The following is a 16386-nucleotide window of genomic DNA, read 5'->3' as shown; positions in this document are numbered from 1 at the left end:
CCCGAGGGTTGGTCAGGCGGGCTTTGCAGATCAGATTCAGGGCGGACATGACACGAAGCTCCATGTCATTGGCTCGTCTCGCCGCACCATGATGCGGCGAGACGAGCGAGGTTATTCGGCTGCGACGGCTTGGGGGCCTGGCGCGTTCAGGCCACCCGACAGGCGCACCAGAACGATCGCGACAAACACCACGCCAGCGGCGATGTAGGGTGCAGCAGCAAGGCCGATGCCTTCCACCACAAGCCCCCCGACCCATGCGCCCCCCGCGATCCCGAGGTTGAACGCACCAATGTTCAGACCAGACGCCACATCAACCGCACCCGGAGAGACCTCGCGTGCGATTTGCACGACGTAAGATTGCAGCGGCGGCACGTTGGCAAAGGCAAAACCGCCCCAGAAGGCTGCAACCGCGATGGCTGCAATCGGACTGGTGAGGGCCGCACCGAGTGCGACCAGTGATATCGCAAGGCCAACAAAGATCACGGTCAAGGACGCCACCGCACCGATACGGTCAGCCAGTTTGCCGCCTGCGATGTTCCCCACGGCGACAGATGCACCGTAGAGCAGCAGCACAAGGCTCACCGCGCCCGCAGACAGACCCGTGATTTCGTTCAACATCGGCGCAAGGAAGGTGAAAGCAATGAAGTTGCCGCCATAGCCGACAGCCGTGATCAGATAGACCAGCAGCAGGCGCGGTGAGGTCAGCACCTGCAACTGCGCTTTTAGTCCCGGCGATGCAGTACGGCTAAGCCTGGCGGGCAACAGCAGGGCTGAGGCGATGAAGCCGATCACGCCAAGCACGACGACGCCCAGGAAGGTGGACTGCCAACCGAAATTCTGACCGATAAAGGTGCCCAATGGCACTCCGGTGACCAGCGCAACGGTCAAGCCAAGAAATACCAGCGCGATGGCTGAACTTTCCTTTTCAGGCTCCACAAGATCTGTCGCGATAGTCGAAGCAATTGCAAAGAACACGCCGTGAGCCAAGCCCGTAATAAAGCGCGCGATGACAAGGCTATTATAATCCGGCGCGAAGGCGGCAAAGGCGTTACCGACGATGAACAGCGCCAACAAGACCAATAGCAGCGTCTTGCGGGGCATTCGATCAGCCAGCGCTGTCAACACCGGCGCTCCGATGGTTACACCAAGCGCATAGAGGCTGACCAGTAGGCCAGCGGATGGGATTGAGACGCCGAGATCGGCAGCAATGGTGGGAAGCAAGCCGACGATGACGAACTCGGTCGTTCCGACTGCGAAAGCGCTGATGGTCAGCGCCCAGAGGGCTAGTGGCATCGGTTTTCTCCAACAAATTTGATGTCGACGCCGTATATGCCAGCCGCTATCTATTGCGAGAACAGGCAAGCTTGGAACAGATCATTGCAGAAAATGCACGAATTGCTGCGCATGGGGGATTTGGCCGCTTTTGTCGGGATCGTCGATGATGGCGGCTTTGCTGAATCCGCGCGGCGCAGGGGCGTGTCTGCCTCAACACTCAGCCGGTCAGTCACGCGGCTTGAAGAGCAGTTGAAGGTCGCGTTGCTGCGCCGCACCACGCGATCGATCGAAATTACCCCCGAAGGCGCTGCCGTACTGGCCGAGGCGCGCGAGATCCTGGACCGCAGTGAAACCCTGCAAGAGATCGCGACAAGTGGACAGGCCCCGGCCGGACCGCTGCGTGTCAACGCACCAGTTTCTTACGTCCTACATGTCCTCGCCCCGCGCCTGGCCGAGTTTCACGCCAAGTATCCTGACATCCAGTTGTCAATCGACATGACGGATACGTTGGTGGACCTGATTGGCAGTCACGCTGACGTGGCTATCCGGCTTGGCCAGCTGCCCGATAGCGATATGTTGCACCGCCCGCTCGGGCGCACGTCATGGAAGTTGGTGGCCACACCGGAATATCTGGATCGCCACGGATGGCCTGAGACGCCCGTTGACCTCGCCCAGCTGGAGCAGGTGCGTTTCGCTGCGCCAGATCACATCAACACGCTGCGCTTCGCCGGACTGGCCGACCCCGTAACGGTGCCGCCCGCCATGACCGCGGGTAATGGAGAAGCCGTACGCCGGATGGTTTTGGGCGGATTGGGCATCGCGCGGTTTTCCGACTTCATGATCGAAGAGGATATCCACGCGGGGCATTTGGTTGAGTTATTTCCCAGTCAACTGCAGGCCGAACCGCTGGCTATCTCTGCCCTGTATCTGACGCGCGTCTCAGGCTTGCGGCGTCTGGGGGTATTTCTGGATTGGCTGGAGGCGTTGATAGAGTGATGCGGTCATTTGGGAATTTGCACGGAAGTGACATTTTGTCTGCTCCATGTCTGTTCGAACGGCCGAAGCTCAATCCGGGTGTGAAGCTCTTCATTCGAAACGACGCGCAACTCTGCCTTCCAGACATGGCGCTGAGCGGCCCGCCGCTCCGGGAAGCCCTCAAGAACTGATGCGCTTGCTGGCCTTTGATGACCGCCCGGTCCCGACCGCGCCAATCACCGGAGGTCTACTTTTCCGGGTGACGGTTCCAGAAGCGGACTGTCGGGAATCCACCCCAAAGCTGCCCCCTCTAAGCCCTCAAAAAAGACCCGGATCGCTCCGGGTCTCTTTTCTAGGTTACGCTACGAGCTCTTGGTCGCGGTTGCCTTGGGTTTTTTGGGCTTGGGCAGCGCCTTGGGCTTGGCGGCGCGCGGCGGGGCCGCGATCAGCTCAAGCTTGGCTTCCTTGCCTTCGCCCACCACGGCCACGGTGACCGTGCCGCCATTGACCAGTTCGCCAAACAGCACCTCTTCGGCCAGTGGCTTCTTGATGTGCTCCTGAATGACCCGGCCCAGCGGACGGGCACCCATATGCTCGTCATAGCCCCGTTCAGCCAACCAGTCGGCGGCCTCCGGCTGCAGCACAATGGTGACATTGCGCTCGGCCAGCTGGCCTTCAAGCTGCAGCACGAACTTCTCGACAACGCGGCGCACGACTTCGCGTGGCAGCGGTGCAAACGAGATGATCGCATCCAGACGGTTGCGGAATTCCGGCGTGAACAGGCGGTTGATCGCCTCTTCATCGTCGCCCTGCTCGCGCTTGCGCCCAAACCCGATCGGGCTCTTGGCCAGCTCCATGGCGCCCACATTGGACGTCATGATCAGGATGACATTGCGGAAATCCACCGACTTGCCGGTGTGATCGGTCAGCTTGCCGTGATCCATCACCTGCAACAGGATGTTGTAGAGATCGGGATGGGCCTTCTCGATTTCATCGAGCAGCACCACGCAATGCGGGTTCTGGTCGACGCCATCGGTCAGCAGACCGCCCTGGTCAAACCCGACATAGCCCGGAGGCGCACCGATCAGACGGCTGACCGTGTGACGCTCCATATACTCGGACATGTCGAAGCGCAGCAGTTCCACCCCAAGCGTATCGGCAAGCTGCTTGGCCGCTTCGGTCTTGCCCACCCCGGTCGGACCAGTGAACAGGTAGGAGCCGATGGGCTTTTCAGGCTCGCGCAGACCCGCACGGGCCAGCTTGATCGCCGAGGATAGCGCGGTGATGGCCGCATCCTGACCGAACACCACAGTCTTGAGGTTCTGCTCAAGGCTGCCCAGCAGTTCGGCATCGGACTTGGAGACCGATTTGGGCGGAATGCGCGCAATCGTGGCAATGGTGGCTTCGATGTCTTCGACATCAATGACCTTCTTGCGCTTGTCTTCGCTCACCAGCATCTGGCTGGCGCCGGTCTCGTCGAGCACGTCGATCGCCTTGTCAGGTAGCTTGCGGTCATTGATGTACCGCGCACTCAGCTCCACCGCTGCCTTGAGGGCATCATCGGTGTACTTGATCTTGTGGAACTCTTCGAAATAAGGCCGCAGACCCTTTACGATCTCGATGGCATCAGGAACCGACGGCTCGTTGACGTCGATCTTCTGGAAGCGACGGACCAGAGCCCGGTCCTTCTCGAAGAACTGGCGGTATTCCTTGTAGGTGGTCGAACCGATGCACCGGATCGCCCCGCTGGCCAGCGCTGGCTTGAGCAGGTTGGACGCATCGAGCGCGCCGCCCGAGGTGGCGCCGGCACCGATCATGGTGTGGATCTCGTCAATGAACAGCACCGAGTTGGGGAGCTTTTCGAGCTCTTTCATCACGGCCTTGAGGCGTTCCTCGAAATCACCGCGATAGCGGGTACCCGCCAGCAGCGAGCCCATATCGAGCGAATAGATGACCGCCTCCTTGAGCACTTCAGGCACATCGCCTTCAATGATCTTGCGGGCCAGACCTTCGGCAATGGCAGTCTTGCCGACGCCGGCATCACCGACATAGAGCGGATTGTTCTTGGAGCGGCGGCACAGCACCTGAATGGTCCGGCGCAGTTCGGCATCACGACCGATCAGCGGATCGATCTTGCCGGCACGGGCCTTCTCATTGAGGTTGACGCAGAAATCGGCCAGAGCAGAGGTCTTCTTGGCTTCCGCACCACCTTCCCCGTGGTTCTCGCCGTCCTCGGCGCCATGGATCTTCCGCTCCTCGCTGGGACCGGACTTGGTAATGCCGTGACTGATGAAGTTGACCGCGTCCAGCCGGCTCATGTCCTGCTGTTCAAGGAAGTAGGCAGCATGGCTTTCGCGTTCGGCAAAGATCGCCACCAGCACATTGGCACCGGTAACCTCTTCGCGACCAGATGACTGGACGTGAATGACAGCACGCTGGATCACGCGCTGGAAAGCCGCCGTCGGCCGTGCATCCTGCCCATTGGGCACGATCAGGCTGTCGAGCTCTTCATTGATGAAGTCTTCAAGGTCGCTCTTGAGCGCGTCGACATCGACATCGCAGCCGGTCAGAACGGCGATCGTTTCACGGTCGTCGGTCAGGGCCAGCAAGAGGTGCTCGAGCGTTGCGAACTCATGGTTCCGCTCACGCGCCAGGTTCATTGCCTGATGCAGAGCCTTTTCAAGTCCGCGAGAAAATGAGGGCATATGATGTTCCTATTGCTTTTCCATCACGCATTGCAGCGGATGCTGGTTCTTGCGTGCCGTATCCATGACGCGTGTGACCTTGGTCTCAGCGACTTCGTATGGATATACGCCGCACTCACCCACCCCCTTTTGGTGAACGTGCAGCATGATCTGCATGGCGTCTTCACGCGATTTGTTGAAGACGTCCTGCAGAACGAGAATGACGAATTCCATCGGCGTGTAATCGTCATTGAGCAGCAGCACCCGATACAGGCTCGGGCGCTTGGTCTTGGGCCGGGTCTTGGTGATGGTCCCGGTGTCGGTGTCACCCTTGCCGGGTTCATCATCCTTGGGCCCCGCGCTGGCAGGCATGGGCACCTGGCGGAAAACCGCAGGCACCGCATCGGTCATGGCGAGGCGATCATCGAAGTTCATGGCTATACATCTGTCGTGAGGAAAACGAAGCAGCATGGTGAGGGTCATTATGTAGGCAAAATCGGCGCTGTGTTAAGGGCTCATACTTCCCGAATTTGTGAGGTGGCAAAAAGCACCGGGTCTGAACGCCACAAACGTCGAGCCATGGCGTCCGGTTTGTTCCCCTGCACTGGCCTGCACGCACCCTTCACAGCCCGGCGTCTCCGCCGCAACCATGCCTGCCTGATCACGACCGCGTGACACCGTTTCAACACCCTGCCGGAAATCGGTGGCATTTTACGGAATAGTAACGGGGCGCAACGTAGAACTTGGAAATTCATGGTCGAGCTGGGCGCGTGGGGCTCCCCGGACCGACCTGAGTTTTGTGTTGTTGTAGTTGCGTACGGGCACAGAAGTGCCCGAGAGTAAGAGTTGGAGTATCGGGTGGCTTCCCAGGCGAAAACCCCATGGCGCGTCGCGTTTGTCCGCGCCTTTGCCGCAATCCTTATTGCCCTGGCGGTCAGTGCACATGCTGCTGCACCGGCACAGGCAATCGAAAACCTCCGCAAATATGCCGGCATTGTCGTCGACGCCAAGTCGGGCAATGTGCTGTATGAATCCGCAGCCGACAGCAAGCGCTACCCCGCTTCGGTCGCCAAGGTGATGACGCTCTATGTCCTGTTCCAGGAACTGAGCGCAGGCAACCTCAAACTCTCCACCAAGATGACCGTTTCGGCCCATGCCGCCGCGGCCGTACCGACCAAACTTGGCCTGCGCGCTGGCTCCACTATTACGGTGGAAGACGCCATGAAGTCGCTGGTGACCCTGTCGGCCAATGATATGGCCCGCGTCATCGCCGAGCACATCTCGGGCTCCGAAGAGAATTTCGCCAAGCGGATGACGGCAACGGCCCGTGCTCTTGGCATGCGCAGCACCACCTATCGCAACGCCTCGGGCCTGCCCGATGGCGCTCAGCTGACTACAGTGCGCGACCAGGCCATTCTGGGCATCGCCATCTACCAGCACTTCCCCAGCTATTATGAACTGTTCCAGACCAAGAGCTTCAGCTACGGCAAGAAGACCTATGGCAACCACAACCGCGTGCTGGGCTATATGGGCGCTGTGGACGGCATCAAGACCGGCTATATCAACGCCGCAGGGTCCAACCTGCTCACCGCCGCCCGCAAGGACAACCGCCACATCGTGATTGTTGCCTTTGGCTTCAACTCGTCCGCCTCGCGTGACGAAAAGGTTCGCCAGCTGGTGTCGACCTATCTGACCAAGGGCCGCCGCGGCGACTATCTGCGCACCGCCATGATCCCGATGCCGGGTCGTCAGGGGAACACACAGGTGGCTGTCGCCCAGTCGCCCGCCGCTGCCCCCGTCTTTGTTATGCCCATGCCGCTGCCCGGCTTCCGTCTGGCGCAGCTGGTTGCCGCTAATGGCGCCCAGCCACAGGCGCAGCTGACCCCAGTCGCGCCACAGGTGGCCGTGGCCAGCATTGCACCGGTACCGGCACCCATGCCCGCCGATCTGGGTCTGCAGCCTGCTGTACAGGCCGCCAACACGCTTGCAGCGCCTTCCCAGGCGCCACAGCCGGCCTATCCCAGCGAAGACGTCATCGGCGCCTGGCTCAGCGATACCTATAATCTGGGCGCGCCGCCCGCTGCGCTCGGCCAGACCACACCATCGGCGCCGCTGGGCATGCAGCCCCCCGCACCGATCCAGGCCAATAACCAGCCTATCGACCTGCTGACCTCGGGCAGTGTGCAGACCGCTGCCGCAGCCCCCGCGCCCGGCGGCTGGGTCGTGCAGATCGGCGCAGGTCCATCCGAAGACAGCGCCCGCGCCATGCTGGCCGATGCCGCTGGCAAGGCCGGCAATCTGGGTGACTTCCGCTCCTATGTGGAGCGCTTTGAAAAGAATGGCAGCGTGTTCTACCGCGCCCGCTTCATCGGCTTTGGTGGCCGCGACGACGCGACCGCCATGTGCAACCAGCTCAAGCAGCAGAACCTGGCATGCCTGGCAATGCAGAGCTGAACTGAGACGACAAGAAAACGAGCCAGGGCCACCGAGCCACTGGCCAATAGGGGAAGCAAATTGGTGCCTGTGTTTGGAGTAGCCCAATGAGCGAACGTACTGCCCTGACCGAGCTGGCCAACTTTGTGGGTCGTTCGAGTCTGCTCAATGAAGATATGGCCGCGCGCAATCGCGTGCTGGCCGGAATTACCGATCGCATGATGCCGCGCAAGCGCGGTGTGGGTGACCTGCTCGGTGTTGTGATGGCCATGTCGGCCCGCACGCGCCGCATGGTGCAGGATCCCGTCAATGTGGATATCGACGTGTTTGCACCTGGCGGTGCCCGCGCACTCAAGCTCAATGTAGGCGACCGTTAGGCCGCCTGCCCTCAGATTTCGCTATTGAGCATGTGTACGAAGCGCTGGGATCCATCCTTGTGTGGCGACAGGCTTGCCGAGAGCGCCTTGCGCGCTTCGGCCCGTTCGCTGACAGGCAGGTGCAGCGCTTCCACCAGATTGCGATATTCCTGTCGCGCACTGGTATGGGACATTGACGGCACGCCGCCCAGCATGTCCTCGTCGAGCGGATCAAATACCGTCAGACCCGCCGGAAACAGCGAGCGGAAGATTACGCGCTCGGCGATCCCGTCAGCCACCCGGCAACCCAGCCGCAGCGCAATCCGCTCCAGCATGGTCTGAACCTGCCGCATATTGCGCGAGCTCAGCATCGAGATGCGGTTGCGCACCAGCACCCAGTCAACGGTTCTCCCGTCAATCGCCAGCCGCTCCGAGCGCGCCCGCTGCACCAGCCGAGAATAGTGGCTCATCTCACGCGGCTCACCCGTGACCGGGTCAATCTGCGCCATCACGTTGAGATCGATCAGACTGTCATTGACCGGGGTAACCAGCGTGTCGGCCAGCGAATGGGCCAGCCGTGTCAGATTGGTGTCAAAGCCGGGGGTGTCGATCACCACGAAATCGGCATCGTGCTCTACCTCCCCCACCGCCTGGCGGAACAGGTCGAACTCCACCTTGTGGTTCTCGCGCAGCGAGTCGCCACGCGCCACCGGCAGATGGAAATGGGTGGTATGGGGCAGCCGCAGATCCCGCCCCTTGGCCCAGGCCCGGCGGTTGCGCACATAATGGGTCAGCGTCTGCTGGCGGCTATCCACGTCGATCGAGGCCACCTTGTAGCCTTGATAGAGCAGATAGATCGCCAGATGGAAGGCCGTCGTGGACTTGCCCGACCCGCCTTTCTCATTGCCTACAACGATGACATGGACGCCATGTCCGGCCATTTTTCACTCCCGAAACCCGAGCGCAATTGTCCGGCCTTCGGCGCAGGCTTGCAAGCGTGCCGATGGTGAATAATCGTTAAACGATTAACGCGTGATCAGGCCGACAGCCGCATCGGTTCGGCCGCGCGCTGAATGATGGGCAGATTGAGCGCCCCTACCAGGTTGCGATATTCCTGCCGGGCCGCGACATGGGAGACGCTGGCGTGTTCGCCGCCCCCCTCGCTATCGAGCGGATCAAACACCGTCAGACCGCTCGAAAACAGCGAACGGAAGATAACCCGCTCGGCAATGCCATCCGATACCCGGCAGCCAAAGCGCGTGGCAATGGCATCAAGCGTGGCATGCACCTGCCTTGCATTGCGCGAACCGAGCATGGAGATGCGGTTGCGCACCAGCACCCAGTCGACGCTCTCGCCAGTCACTGACAGGCGTTCGGACCGCGCCCGCTGCACAAGGCGTGCATAATGGCTGGTTTCGACTGGCACACCGGTTTCCGCGTCCACCCGAGCCAGCACATTGATGTCGATCAGACTGTCATTGATCGGCGTCACCAGTGTGTCGGCCAGCGAATGGGCCAGTCGCGTCAGATTGGTATCAAAGCCGGGCGTATCGATGATGACGAAATCGGCGCGGTTTTCCACTTCGCTGACAGCGCGGCGGAACACGTCGAACTCGGCCTGATCGTTCTCGCGGCGCGAGTCGCCCCAGGCCGATGGCAGATGAAAATGCTGCGGATTGAGCAGATTGATGCCGCGCTCCTGCGCATAGGCGCGCCGGTTGCGGACATAATGGGTAAAGGTCTGCTGGCGGCTATCCACATCAATGCTGGCCACCCGGTGGCCAGCATGCAGCAGATAGATTGCCAGATGAAAGGCGGTGGTCGATTTGCCCGACCCGCCCTTTTCATTTCCGACCACTATGACATGCGCACCGTTTCGCGCCATCGTCGCCCCCCAAATCAGTGCTCAAACGCACACTGCTAACAAGGGCTGCTATGGTTAACAGGCGCTTAAGATTAACCGATCTTAACCCCTAGATCAGTCCCAATTTGGCGAGGTCGGCAGCCAGCGCCAGCGAATCTGCGTTCTCATTGGCGCCCAGATCGGGCGGCGCATCGTCGGGCTTGAGATAGCGCCAGCCCTGAAAGGGCCGCTTGGGATAGGGGACGGTGCGGATCAGGTCTGGGGCCAGAATGATGTCGCAGTAATTCTTGCCCTCGGGATCGGTATAGGGCGCCAGGCGCTGGATAGGCTGGCGGCACACCACCTGCCCGCCAATCACCCAGTAGATCGAGGCTTGCCCCTCCATCTCCGCAGCGCGTTTGGGCATCATGCGGGTGCGGTGGACATGCACATCCTCACCGTAATCGGCATCCCACCAATGGGCGCGCTCATTGCGATAGCTCTCGAGCTCTTCAAAGCTCGATACGCCCACGCACAGCTTGATCATATGGATCATCCGCAACTCCAGACAAAAAGAAGGGCGCCCAAGTGCCCCGGGCGCCCTTCCTGAATTTTTGAAAGTGAATAACTCCAGCGCCTAGACGCCAGCAACCACGGAGAAAACCAATCCCATCGAGAGCAGGCAAACCATTGTCCAGCTTGCTGCACGCCACAAAGTGGCTCTCGGTTGACCACGCATAAATCGCTCCTTGTCAGCCGTTCACTCCGGACAAATAGGAAGACAAAGCTGTCCCCGCAAGGTCCGGTATCAAATCGTTAACCGCGTCATAAAAGCTTTGCAAGCGGCGATGTTGCCACAGTCCACAGGCGTGAACGTCTCTTCGAGTCGCGTTCTGAAGGGGGTGAAACGGCGCTAAAACAGCCCGAACCACAGCCCGGCAATGCCCAAAAAGGCAAAGAACCCAACGACATCGGTGACAGTGGTCACAAACACCGAAGAAGCGATCGCCGGGTCGGCCTTGAACTTGTCGAGCGTCAGCGGAATGAGAATTCCGGCTGTCCCCGCCACGGCCATATTGATCACCATGGCCAGACCGATAACCCCGCCCAACTGCAGATTGTTGAAGCGCAGCCAGGTGACCAGCCCGATCAGCACGGCAAAAATCACGCCGTTGAACAGGCCAACCACCATCTCGCGCGTGATCAACCGGCGCAGGCGGCGGCCATCGAGTTCGCGCATCGACAACGCCCGTACGGTCACCGTCATGGTCTGGGTGCCCGCATTGCCGCCCATGGAGGCGACAATCGGCATCAGCACGGCCAGCGCCACCATCTGCTCGATGGTGGCATTGAACAGCCCGATCACCATGGACACCATCACAGCGCTGAACAGATTGACGATCAACCACGGCACACGACTGCGCACGGTATCGGCGGTGGAATCAGAAATATCCTCGTCACCCACACCCGCGAGCAGCTTGATGTCTTCATCGGCCTCTTCGTGGATCACGTCGACAATGTCATCGATCGTCAGCACGCCGACCAGACGATTGCTCTCATCCACCACGCCGATTTCGACCAGATCGTAGCGCTCGAAGTCGCGGGCGGCTTCTTCCTGATCTTCATTGGCGTCGACCAGCACCAGATTGGTGTTCATCATCGATTCAATCGATGTGGTGCGTGGCGCACGAATGAACTTGTCCAGCGGGATGGTGCCCAGCACCGAGTAGGACGCATCCACCACATAGATCTGGTAGAATTCATCCGGCAGATCGACCTCGCGCCGCAGATAGTCGATGGTCTGACCCACCGTCCAGAAGGGCGGAATGGCGATGAAATCGGTGAGCATCCGCCGACCGGCGGAATCTTCGGGGAAGTCCAGACTGCGCTTGAGGCTGAGCCGCTCAAAGGTCGGCAGCTTGGCCAGAACCTCGTCGCGGTCGACCTGCTCCATGTCCTCGAGGATGAAGACCGCGTCGTCATTATCGAGCCCGGCCATACCGCGCGCGATTTCAGCGTTGGGCAGTTCTTCCATCAGCTCGACGCGGATCGATTCATCGACCTCGGTCAGCGCGGAATAGTCAAAATTCTCGCCCAGCAGGCGGACCAGCAACAGGCGCTCATCGGCATCGAGCGATTCCAGCACGTCGCCGACATCGGACGAATAGAGCGGCTGCATGACCGTGGCGATGTCTTCGCTGCGCCCGGCAATCAGGAAGGCGCGCAAGCGCTCCAGCCAGTGCGGACTGATACGATCATCATCATCGCGAAAGGCATTGGGATCGATGCCGGACTCTTCGCCGGAGGTGCTGTCGGGGTCTGTGATCACGGGAGGCCCTTTTCGCCGGGATTACGGGGCTCTTCAGCTGTAACCAATCAGCCCATGATCCGCCAGCTTTGCCGTAGCGATTTCCGACCCTTGCAGTGAATTCTTCGTCAGAACCGCCAAGAAGTGTCGCCCAGGCCGCCTCGGACGACTAGTCGGAGATCTCCGCCTGATCAGGGTCAGCAGAAAGGTCCATTTCCTCGGCGGCCATCACCAGCGCAACAATTGGCAGGCGCGGCAGGATGTTGGCCAGCGGCGTGCCCAACCAGTCGGTGAACTCCTGCTCGCGAATACCCAGCGGCACAAACACAATGGCGCTATCGGCTGATTGCCCAATCAAGCCTTCCAGCCGGTCGTCCCCGATTGGCAGAACAATGACCTCGGCCGCGATGCGCACCGATTTGAGTTCTTCCTCAAGCTCGGCCTTGCGCAGGTCGACATCGGTTTCGGCATGCGCCGTGATCACCCGGATCGGCGCACCGCGCCAATCGGTATTGCGGGTCATCAGATAGGCCAGCACCAACATCAGCCGACCGGTCGCATTGTCGGACCACCAGATATCGATGGTGCGCGCGGCAGGCCTGGTCGCGGTCAGCCGTTCCCAATCATCCTCATGGGCATCAAACACCACCAGATTGAAACCCAGCAGGAACGAGGCATGCAGATTACCCAAAAAGCGTTTGGCCTGTTCGGGATCCTCGGTGCGCTTGGCCGGATCAAGCCAGTTGAGCAGCACGGTATTGATGCGGGTGGGCCCGATCCCCACCGATTGTACGGCCACCGGCACGGCAACATCCAGATCGGTCGCTGACACCACCAACGGGAACGCCGTCAGCCCCTTGGCCGCCAGATCGCGCTCCAGCGCCTTTTCGGCAAGGGCCAGCTCGCGCCGGGCCCGCCTGCCCTTGCCCTCCAATATCCGGATCACCGTGGTCAGGCCGCTATGACCCTCAATCCAGGCAGCAAAGCGCAGCAGGCGCTCGCGGCGCGCTTCATCATTGGAAAAAGCCAGGATTTGCGGACGCCAGTCGCGGGCATGCTCGGGCCGCGCACTCGCTGCCAGCAGATTGTCGCGCACCGCCTGCAGCTCATAGGAGCGTTGCCCGTCGGCCCAGCGTGCCTCGGTCGCAGTCGATTGCAGATATTGATAGACCGCCAGGATCACCGCTATGGCCACCAGCCCCGCTGTCAGATTGATGGCCAGCATCACCCCCAGCGATACCAGACCGCCGACAAGGCTCAGGCGCGGATCATACCAGCTCAGCGCCGGCCGGAAGGACGGGCTGCGGCCGCTGGCTTCGAAATAGGTTGCGTAATTGAGCAGGCCATAGGTCACCACGAAGAACATGGCCACGACCGAGGCGATGACATTGAGATTGCCCAGTGCCACCGTGCCCAGCGCGATCAGCAAAATCCCGTTGCGTGGATTGTCGCTCGGGCCATGCCCGACCCCGAACACGGCCAGGAACGGAAACACCTTGTCCTTGGCCAGCGATTGCAGGATGCGTGGAGCCCCCATCAGCGACGCCAGCGCCGAGGACAGCGTGGCAGCGAAAATTCCCGCATCGATCAGCGGCCCGAACGCGGCGACATTGCGCATTGCGCCATAGTCGAAGGTCAGGATACCGCGTGGCACCGCGCCCGCCAGCAGCACCGCCACCACGACATAGACAAGGATGGAAAGGCCTACCGCATAGGCAGTGCCGCGGGGAATACTGCGAACCGGATCAGCCAGATCACCGGACATGTTCACCCCCTGGGTGAAGCCGGTGACCGCCGGAAAGAAGATGGCAAAGGCTGGCCAGAAGCCGATCCAGCCCTGATTTGGACCCAACGCGGCAACCAGCCGCGAATTGTCCCAATGCCCCCAGGCGCCCATGCCAAAGGAAATCAGCGAAAACACCAGAAAGGCCATGACGACATATTGCACCCGGGTCGCCAGATCCGAGCCGAACCAGGCGATCACCGCCATCAGCAGCACCGCGGCCGCCGCAATGCCCTGCGCAGCAAAGGGCGTGGTGATGTCAAAAGTCGCCGTGACGCCCTCGGCAAAGCCGACGCAGTAAAACCCCACCGAGACCGCCAGCGCCACAAACAGCACCAGCCCGATGGCCCCGCCATAGGCCACGCCCAGCGTGCGCGAGATGATGTAGTACACCCCGCCGCTCTTGACCTCGATATTGGTGGCCACCGCCGCCAGCGAGATACTGGTGAGCACCGACACTAGGCTGGCCAATCCGATAATCAGCAGCGTCTGCCACAGCCCCACCGTGCCCACGACATAGCCAAGCCGCAAGAACAGTACCAGGCCCAGAATCGTCAGCACGCTGGGCGTGAACACCCCGCCAAAAGTGCCCATGCCCTGCGGCTTTTCAGAGTTTTTCGACATTTGGGAGCGCACCGCACCAGCTGAATTCGCTAGGATTAGTGCGGCGCCAGAAACAAAGCAATCGGGATGGAATGCGCAGCTTCCCTGCATCTGCAGCAGGACCGAATCTGCACCTACCGCAAACAAAAAGGGCCGCCCCGAGGGGCAGCCCATTTTTTCGTATCATCCGGAGATGATGGTGCGGTCGAGAAGACTCGAACTTCCACGGGTGTTACCCCACAGCGACCTCAACGCTGCGCGTCTACCAATTCCGCCACGACCGCATTCTGGTAGAGCCACGCCCACCGGGCGAAGCGAGTGGGGATGTAGCAAAGGTCTGTCGTAACCTCAAGCGCTTAAATCGAGATTTGGAAATGTCTGTGGAGAGGCTAGCGGTGACGCGAGGTTTTGTTGGAGATCTGCACGCGCAAATGCCCGTCCTCGACGCTGACTTCGCCATGCGCGATCAGCGTGCCATTGGCATAGATGCACAGGGGATCGTTCTCGCCGGCATCGAGTTCGATCACCGCACCACGGCCCATGCGCAGCAAATGATGGATCGGCATCGTCGTGGCACCCAGTTCGACGGTGATGTCCACTTCAATATTGTCTAATGTGCCCATAGATATATCTGAACCCCGTCGCGGCGCCGCTCAAGGTGCCGGTGAATCTCTTATGTGAAGGTATCCTCTGGCACCCATGGTTATGGAACCGTTAACAAATGGTGACGCGCACTGCGAAATCCGTAGCAAATTGGCACGGAACGACGCCCGGCCTGTGCAATGGGTGATTTCGGGCGAGCCCGTGCCCTACCCCGTCGCACTGGCCGCCATGAAGGCCCGCGCCGCCGCCATTGCCGCTGGCGCGGCCGAAGAAGCCATCTGGCTGCTCGAGCACCCGCCGCTTTACACCGCAGGTACCTCTGCGCAGCCCGCAGACCTGCTCTCAGACCGCTTTGAGGTATTCGATGCGGGTCGGGGTGGGCAATACACCTATCACGGTCCAGGCCAGCGCGTGGCCTATGTGATGCTGGACCTGACACAGCGCGGCCGCGATATCCGCTGCCTGGTGCAAGGGCTTGAGGACTGGGTGGTGGACACGCTGGCGGCCCACAATATCAAGGCCGAGAGCAAGCCGGCGCCGCGCATCGGCGTCTGGGTCAAGCGCTCGGAAAAGGGCGTGCTGACCGAGGACAAGATCGCGGCCATCGGCGTGCGGGTGTCCAAATGGGTCACTTTTCACGGCATTTCGCTCAATGTGTCGCCCGATCTGGGTCACTATGACGGCATCGTGCCCTGCGGCATTTCCGACGCCGGGGTGACCAGCTTCGAGGATCTGGGGCATCTGGTGTCCATGCCCGAGGTCGATCTCGGTGCTGCGGCAGACCTTTGAGGCCCGTTTCGGCCCCACGGTGGACGCATCCGAGCCAAGCCTTGTCGGGGCTGGCGCCGACCCCCAACTTGCGTAACAATCGAATCGAACCCTGTTTTAAGCCATTTCCAAGGAGCCCGTCATGACGCTGGACGACCTCAAGCGCCTGTTCACCCGCCAGACCCTGTTCCGGCTCGACGCCATCCTGTCGCCCAAGCTGGTGCCCATTCTCTATGCGCTGGGTCTGGGCGGCATTCTGCTCTGGGCCGTCAGCCATCTGTTCCTGACCTTCAGCTTCGGCTTTGGCATGGGCCTGTGGGGCCTGCTGGAGATCGCGGTCTATGGTCTGCTGGCCTTCATCATCCTGCGCGTCACCTGTGAAGCCCTGCTGGTCTGGTTCAAGACCCATGAGCAGAGCGGCGAGACGGTCAACCGCTCGCGTTATTCCTCGTCCCTGATCGACGAGGTGCGCGACGCCATTCGGGATCTGGCCGAGGAAGGCGAAGACGCCGATTACGCTGAAGCCGATGAATACATCACCCCGGCGACCGAGCCCGCCCCTTACGTCCCGCCAGCCAGCGCCAAGCCAGCCGAGGCACCCAAGCCAGCGGCAACCCGCTCCCCCGCCACCAAACCCGGCGAGACGCACAAGCCACGCCGCACCGCCAAACGCACGCCACCTGCCAAAAGCTGATCGCGCTGCGCGGCACGAAAGAAAAAGGCTGCCCAGACAATCATCTGGGCGGCCTTCTTGA

General features: G+C 61.0%; 13 protein-coding genes, 1 tRNA gene and 1 pseudogene. 5 read left to right on the top strand and 10 right to left on the bottom strand.

Features of this window, described 5'->3' with window-relative positions; all coding sequences use genetic code 11:
* Window positions 1-111 precede the first annotated feature (111 nt).
* Window positions 112-1293 carry an MFS transporter gene (locus AC0L37_RS07320; RefSeq protein ID WP_282223007.1) on the bottom strand — a complete coding sequence of 394 codons (1182 nt, stop codon included), beginning with the start codon at window positions 1291-1293 and terminating at the stop codon, window positions 112-114.
* A gap of 93 nt (window positions 1294-1386) precedes the next feature.
* Between AC0L37_RS07320 and AC0L37_RS07315 the strand changes: the two genes are divergently transcribed.
* Window positions 1387-2271, top strand: a complete 885-nt coding sequence (locus AC0L37_RS07315) for a LysR family transcriptional regulator (protein WP_282223008.1) — start codon at window positions 1387-1389, stop codon at window positions 2269-2271.
* A gap of 341 nt (window positions 2272-2612) precedes the next feature.
* Here the strand turns inward: AC0L37_RS07315 and clpA are convergent, their stop codons facing one another.
* Both clpA and clpS read right to left on the bottom strand, forming a co-directional pair.
* Window positions 2613-4955 (bottom strand): ATP-dependent Clp protease ATP-binding subunit ClpA, encoded by a 2343-nt coding sequence (gene clpA, locus AC0L37_RS07310; protein ID WP_282221579.1) that lies wholly within the window; start codon window positions 4953-4955, stop codon window positions 2613-2615.
* 9 nt (window positions 4956-4964) lie between these two features.
* Window positions 4965-5306 carry an ATP-dependent Clp protease adapter ClpS gene (clpS, locus tag AC0L37_RS07305; protein WP_249327755.1) on the bottom strand — a complete coding sequence of 114 codons (342 nt, stop codon included), beginning with the start codon at window positions 5304-5306 and terminating at the stop codon, window positions 4965-4967.
* 486 nt (window positions 5307-5792) lie between these two features.
* On the opposite strand from clpS, the gene AC0L37_RS07300 reads away from it, so the two are divergent.
* Window positions 5793-7388 carry a serine hydrolase gene (locus AC0L37_RS07300; RefSeq protein ID WP_282221580.1) on the top strand — a complete coding sequence of 532 codons (1596 nt, stop codon included), beginning with the start codon at window positions 5793-5795 and terminating at the stop codon, window positions 7386-7388.
* 86 nt (window positions 7389-7474) lie between these two features.
* Window positions 7475-7744, top strand: a complete 270-nt coding sequence (locus AC0L37_RS07295; protein ID WP_212657732.1) for a hypothetical protein — start codon at window positions 7475-7477, stop codon at window positions 7742-7744.
* 11 nt (window positions 7745-7755) lie between these two features.
* Here AC0L37_RS07295 and AC0L37_RS07290 read toward each other — a convergent pair whose 3' ends face one another.
* From AC0L37_RS07290 to AC0L37_RS07260, 7 genes are all read right to left on the bottom strand, one after another.
* Complete coding sequence (locus tag AC0L37_RS07290; RefSeq protein WP_212657731.1) at window positions 7756-8664, bottom strand: division plane positioning ATPase MipZ; 909 nt, start codon at window positions 8662-8664, stop codon at window positions 7756-7758.
* 95 nt (window positions 8665-8759) lie between these two features.
* Window positions 8760-9608 (bottom strand): division plane positioning ATPase MipZ, encoded by an 849-nt coding sequence (locus AC0L37_RS07285; protein ID WP_212657730.1) that lies wholly within the window; start codon window positions 9606-9608, stop codon window positions 8760-8762.
* Window positions 9609-9696: 88 nt separating this feature from the next.
* A complete protein-coding gene (locus tag AC0L37_RS07280) occupies window positions 9697-10122 on the bottom strand; it encodes a DUF1489 family protein (RefSeq protein ID WP_249327590.1) in 426 nt (141 codons plus the stop codon).
* Window positions 10123-10479: 357 nt separating this feature from the next.
* A complete protein-coding gene (mgtE, locus tag AC0L37_RS07275; protein WP_282223009.1) occupies window positions 10480-11892 on the bottom strand; it encodes a magnesium transporter in 1413 nt (470 codons plus the stop codon).
* Between the two features lie 151 nt (window positions 11893-12043).
* Window positions 12044-14281, bottom strand: a complete 2238-nt coding sequence (locus AC0L37_RS07270) for an amino acid permease (protein WP_282221581.1) — start codon at window positions 14279-14281, stop codon at window positions 12044-12046.
* 176 nt (window positions 14282-14457) lie between these two features.
* Window positions 14458-14544, bottom strand: a tRNA-Leu gene (locus tag AC0L37_RS07265).
* A gap of 105 nt (window positions 14545-14649) precedes the next feature.
* Complete coding sequence (locus AC0L37_RS07260) at window positions 14650-14883, bottom strand: FliM/FliN family flagellar motor switch protein (protein WP_212657728.1); 234 nt, start codon at window positions 14881-14883, stop codon at window positions 14650-14652.
* A 76-nt stretch (window positions 14884-14959) separates the two neighbouring features.
* On the opposite strand from AC0L37_RS07260, the pseudogene lipB reads away from it, so the two are divergent.
* A pseudogene (lipB, locus tag AC0L37_RS07255) lies at window positions 14960-15728 on the top strand (lipoyl(octanoyl) transferase LipB).
* A gap of 45 nt (window positions 15729-15773) precedes the next feature.
* Window positions 15774-16325 carry a DUF4282 domain-containing protein gene (locus AC0L37_RS07250; RefSeq protein WP_269368645.1) on the top strand — a complete coding sequence of 184 codons (552 nt, stop codon included), beginning with the start codon at window positions 15774-15776 and terminating at the stop codon, window positions 16323-16325.
* The last annotated feature ends 61 nt before the right edge of the window (window positions 16326-16386 follow it).

The sequence above is a fragment of the Devosia sp. J2-20 genome (assembly GCF_055808475.1).
The sequence above is the reverse complement of the archived record's forward strand: the minus strand, read 5'-3'. Positions and strand labels throughout refer to the sequence as shown.

What these genes read in the sequence shown, in the direction of transcription:
- AC0L37_RS07320 (WP_282223007.1), bottom strand. Translation starts at nt 1,293, where the DNA reads ATGCCACTAGCCCTCTGGGCGCTGACCATCAGCGCTTTCGCAGTCGGA.
- AC0L37_RS07315 (WP_282223008.1), top strand. Translation starts at nt 1,387, where the DNA reads ATGCACGAATTGCTGCGCATGGGGGATTTGGCCGCTTTTGTCGGGATC.
- clpA (WP_282221579.1), bottom strand. Translation starts at nt 4,955, where the DNA reads ATGCCCTCATTTTCTCGCGGACTTGAAAAGGCTCTGCATCAGGCAATG.
- clpS (WP_249327755.1), bottom strand. Translation starts at nt 5,306, where the DNA reads ATGCCTGCCAGCGCGGGGCCCAAGGATGATGAACCCGGCAAGGGTGAC.
- AC0L37_RS07295 (WP_212657732.1), top strand. Translation starts at nt 7,475, where the DNA reads ATGAGCGAACGTACTGCCCTGACCGAGCTGGCCAACTTTGTGGGTCGT.
- AC0L37_RS07290 (WP_212657731.1), bottom strand. Translation starts at nt 8,664, where the DNA reads ATGGCCGGACATGGCGTCCATGTCATCGTTGTAGGCAATGAGAAAGGC.
- AC0L37_RS07285 (WP_212657730.1), bottom strand. Translation starts at nt 9,608, where the DNA reads ATGGCGCGAAACGGTGCGCATGTCATAGTGGTCGGAAATGAAAAGGGC.
- AC0L37_RS07280 (WP_249327590.1), bottom strand. Translation starts at nt 10,122, where the DNA reads ATGATCCATATGATCAAGCTGTGCGTGGGCGTATCGAGCTTTGAAGAG.
- AC0L37_RS07270 (WP_282221581.1), bottom strand. Translation starts at nt 14,281, where the DNA reads ATGTCGAAAAACTCTGAAAAGCCGCAGGGCATGGGCACTTTTGGCGGG.
- AC0L37_RS07260 (WP_212657728.1), bottom strand. Translation starts at nt 14,883, where the DNA reads ATGGGCACATTAGACAATATTGAAGTGGACATCACCGTCGAACTGGGT.
- AC0L37_RS07250 (WP_269368645.1), top strand. Translation starts at nt 15,774, where the DNA reads ATGACGCTGGACGACCTCAAGCGCCTGTTCACCCGCCAGACCCTGTTC.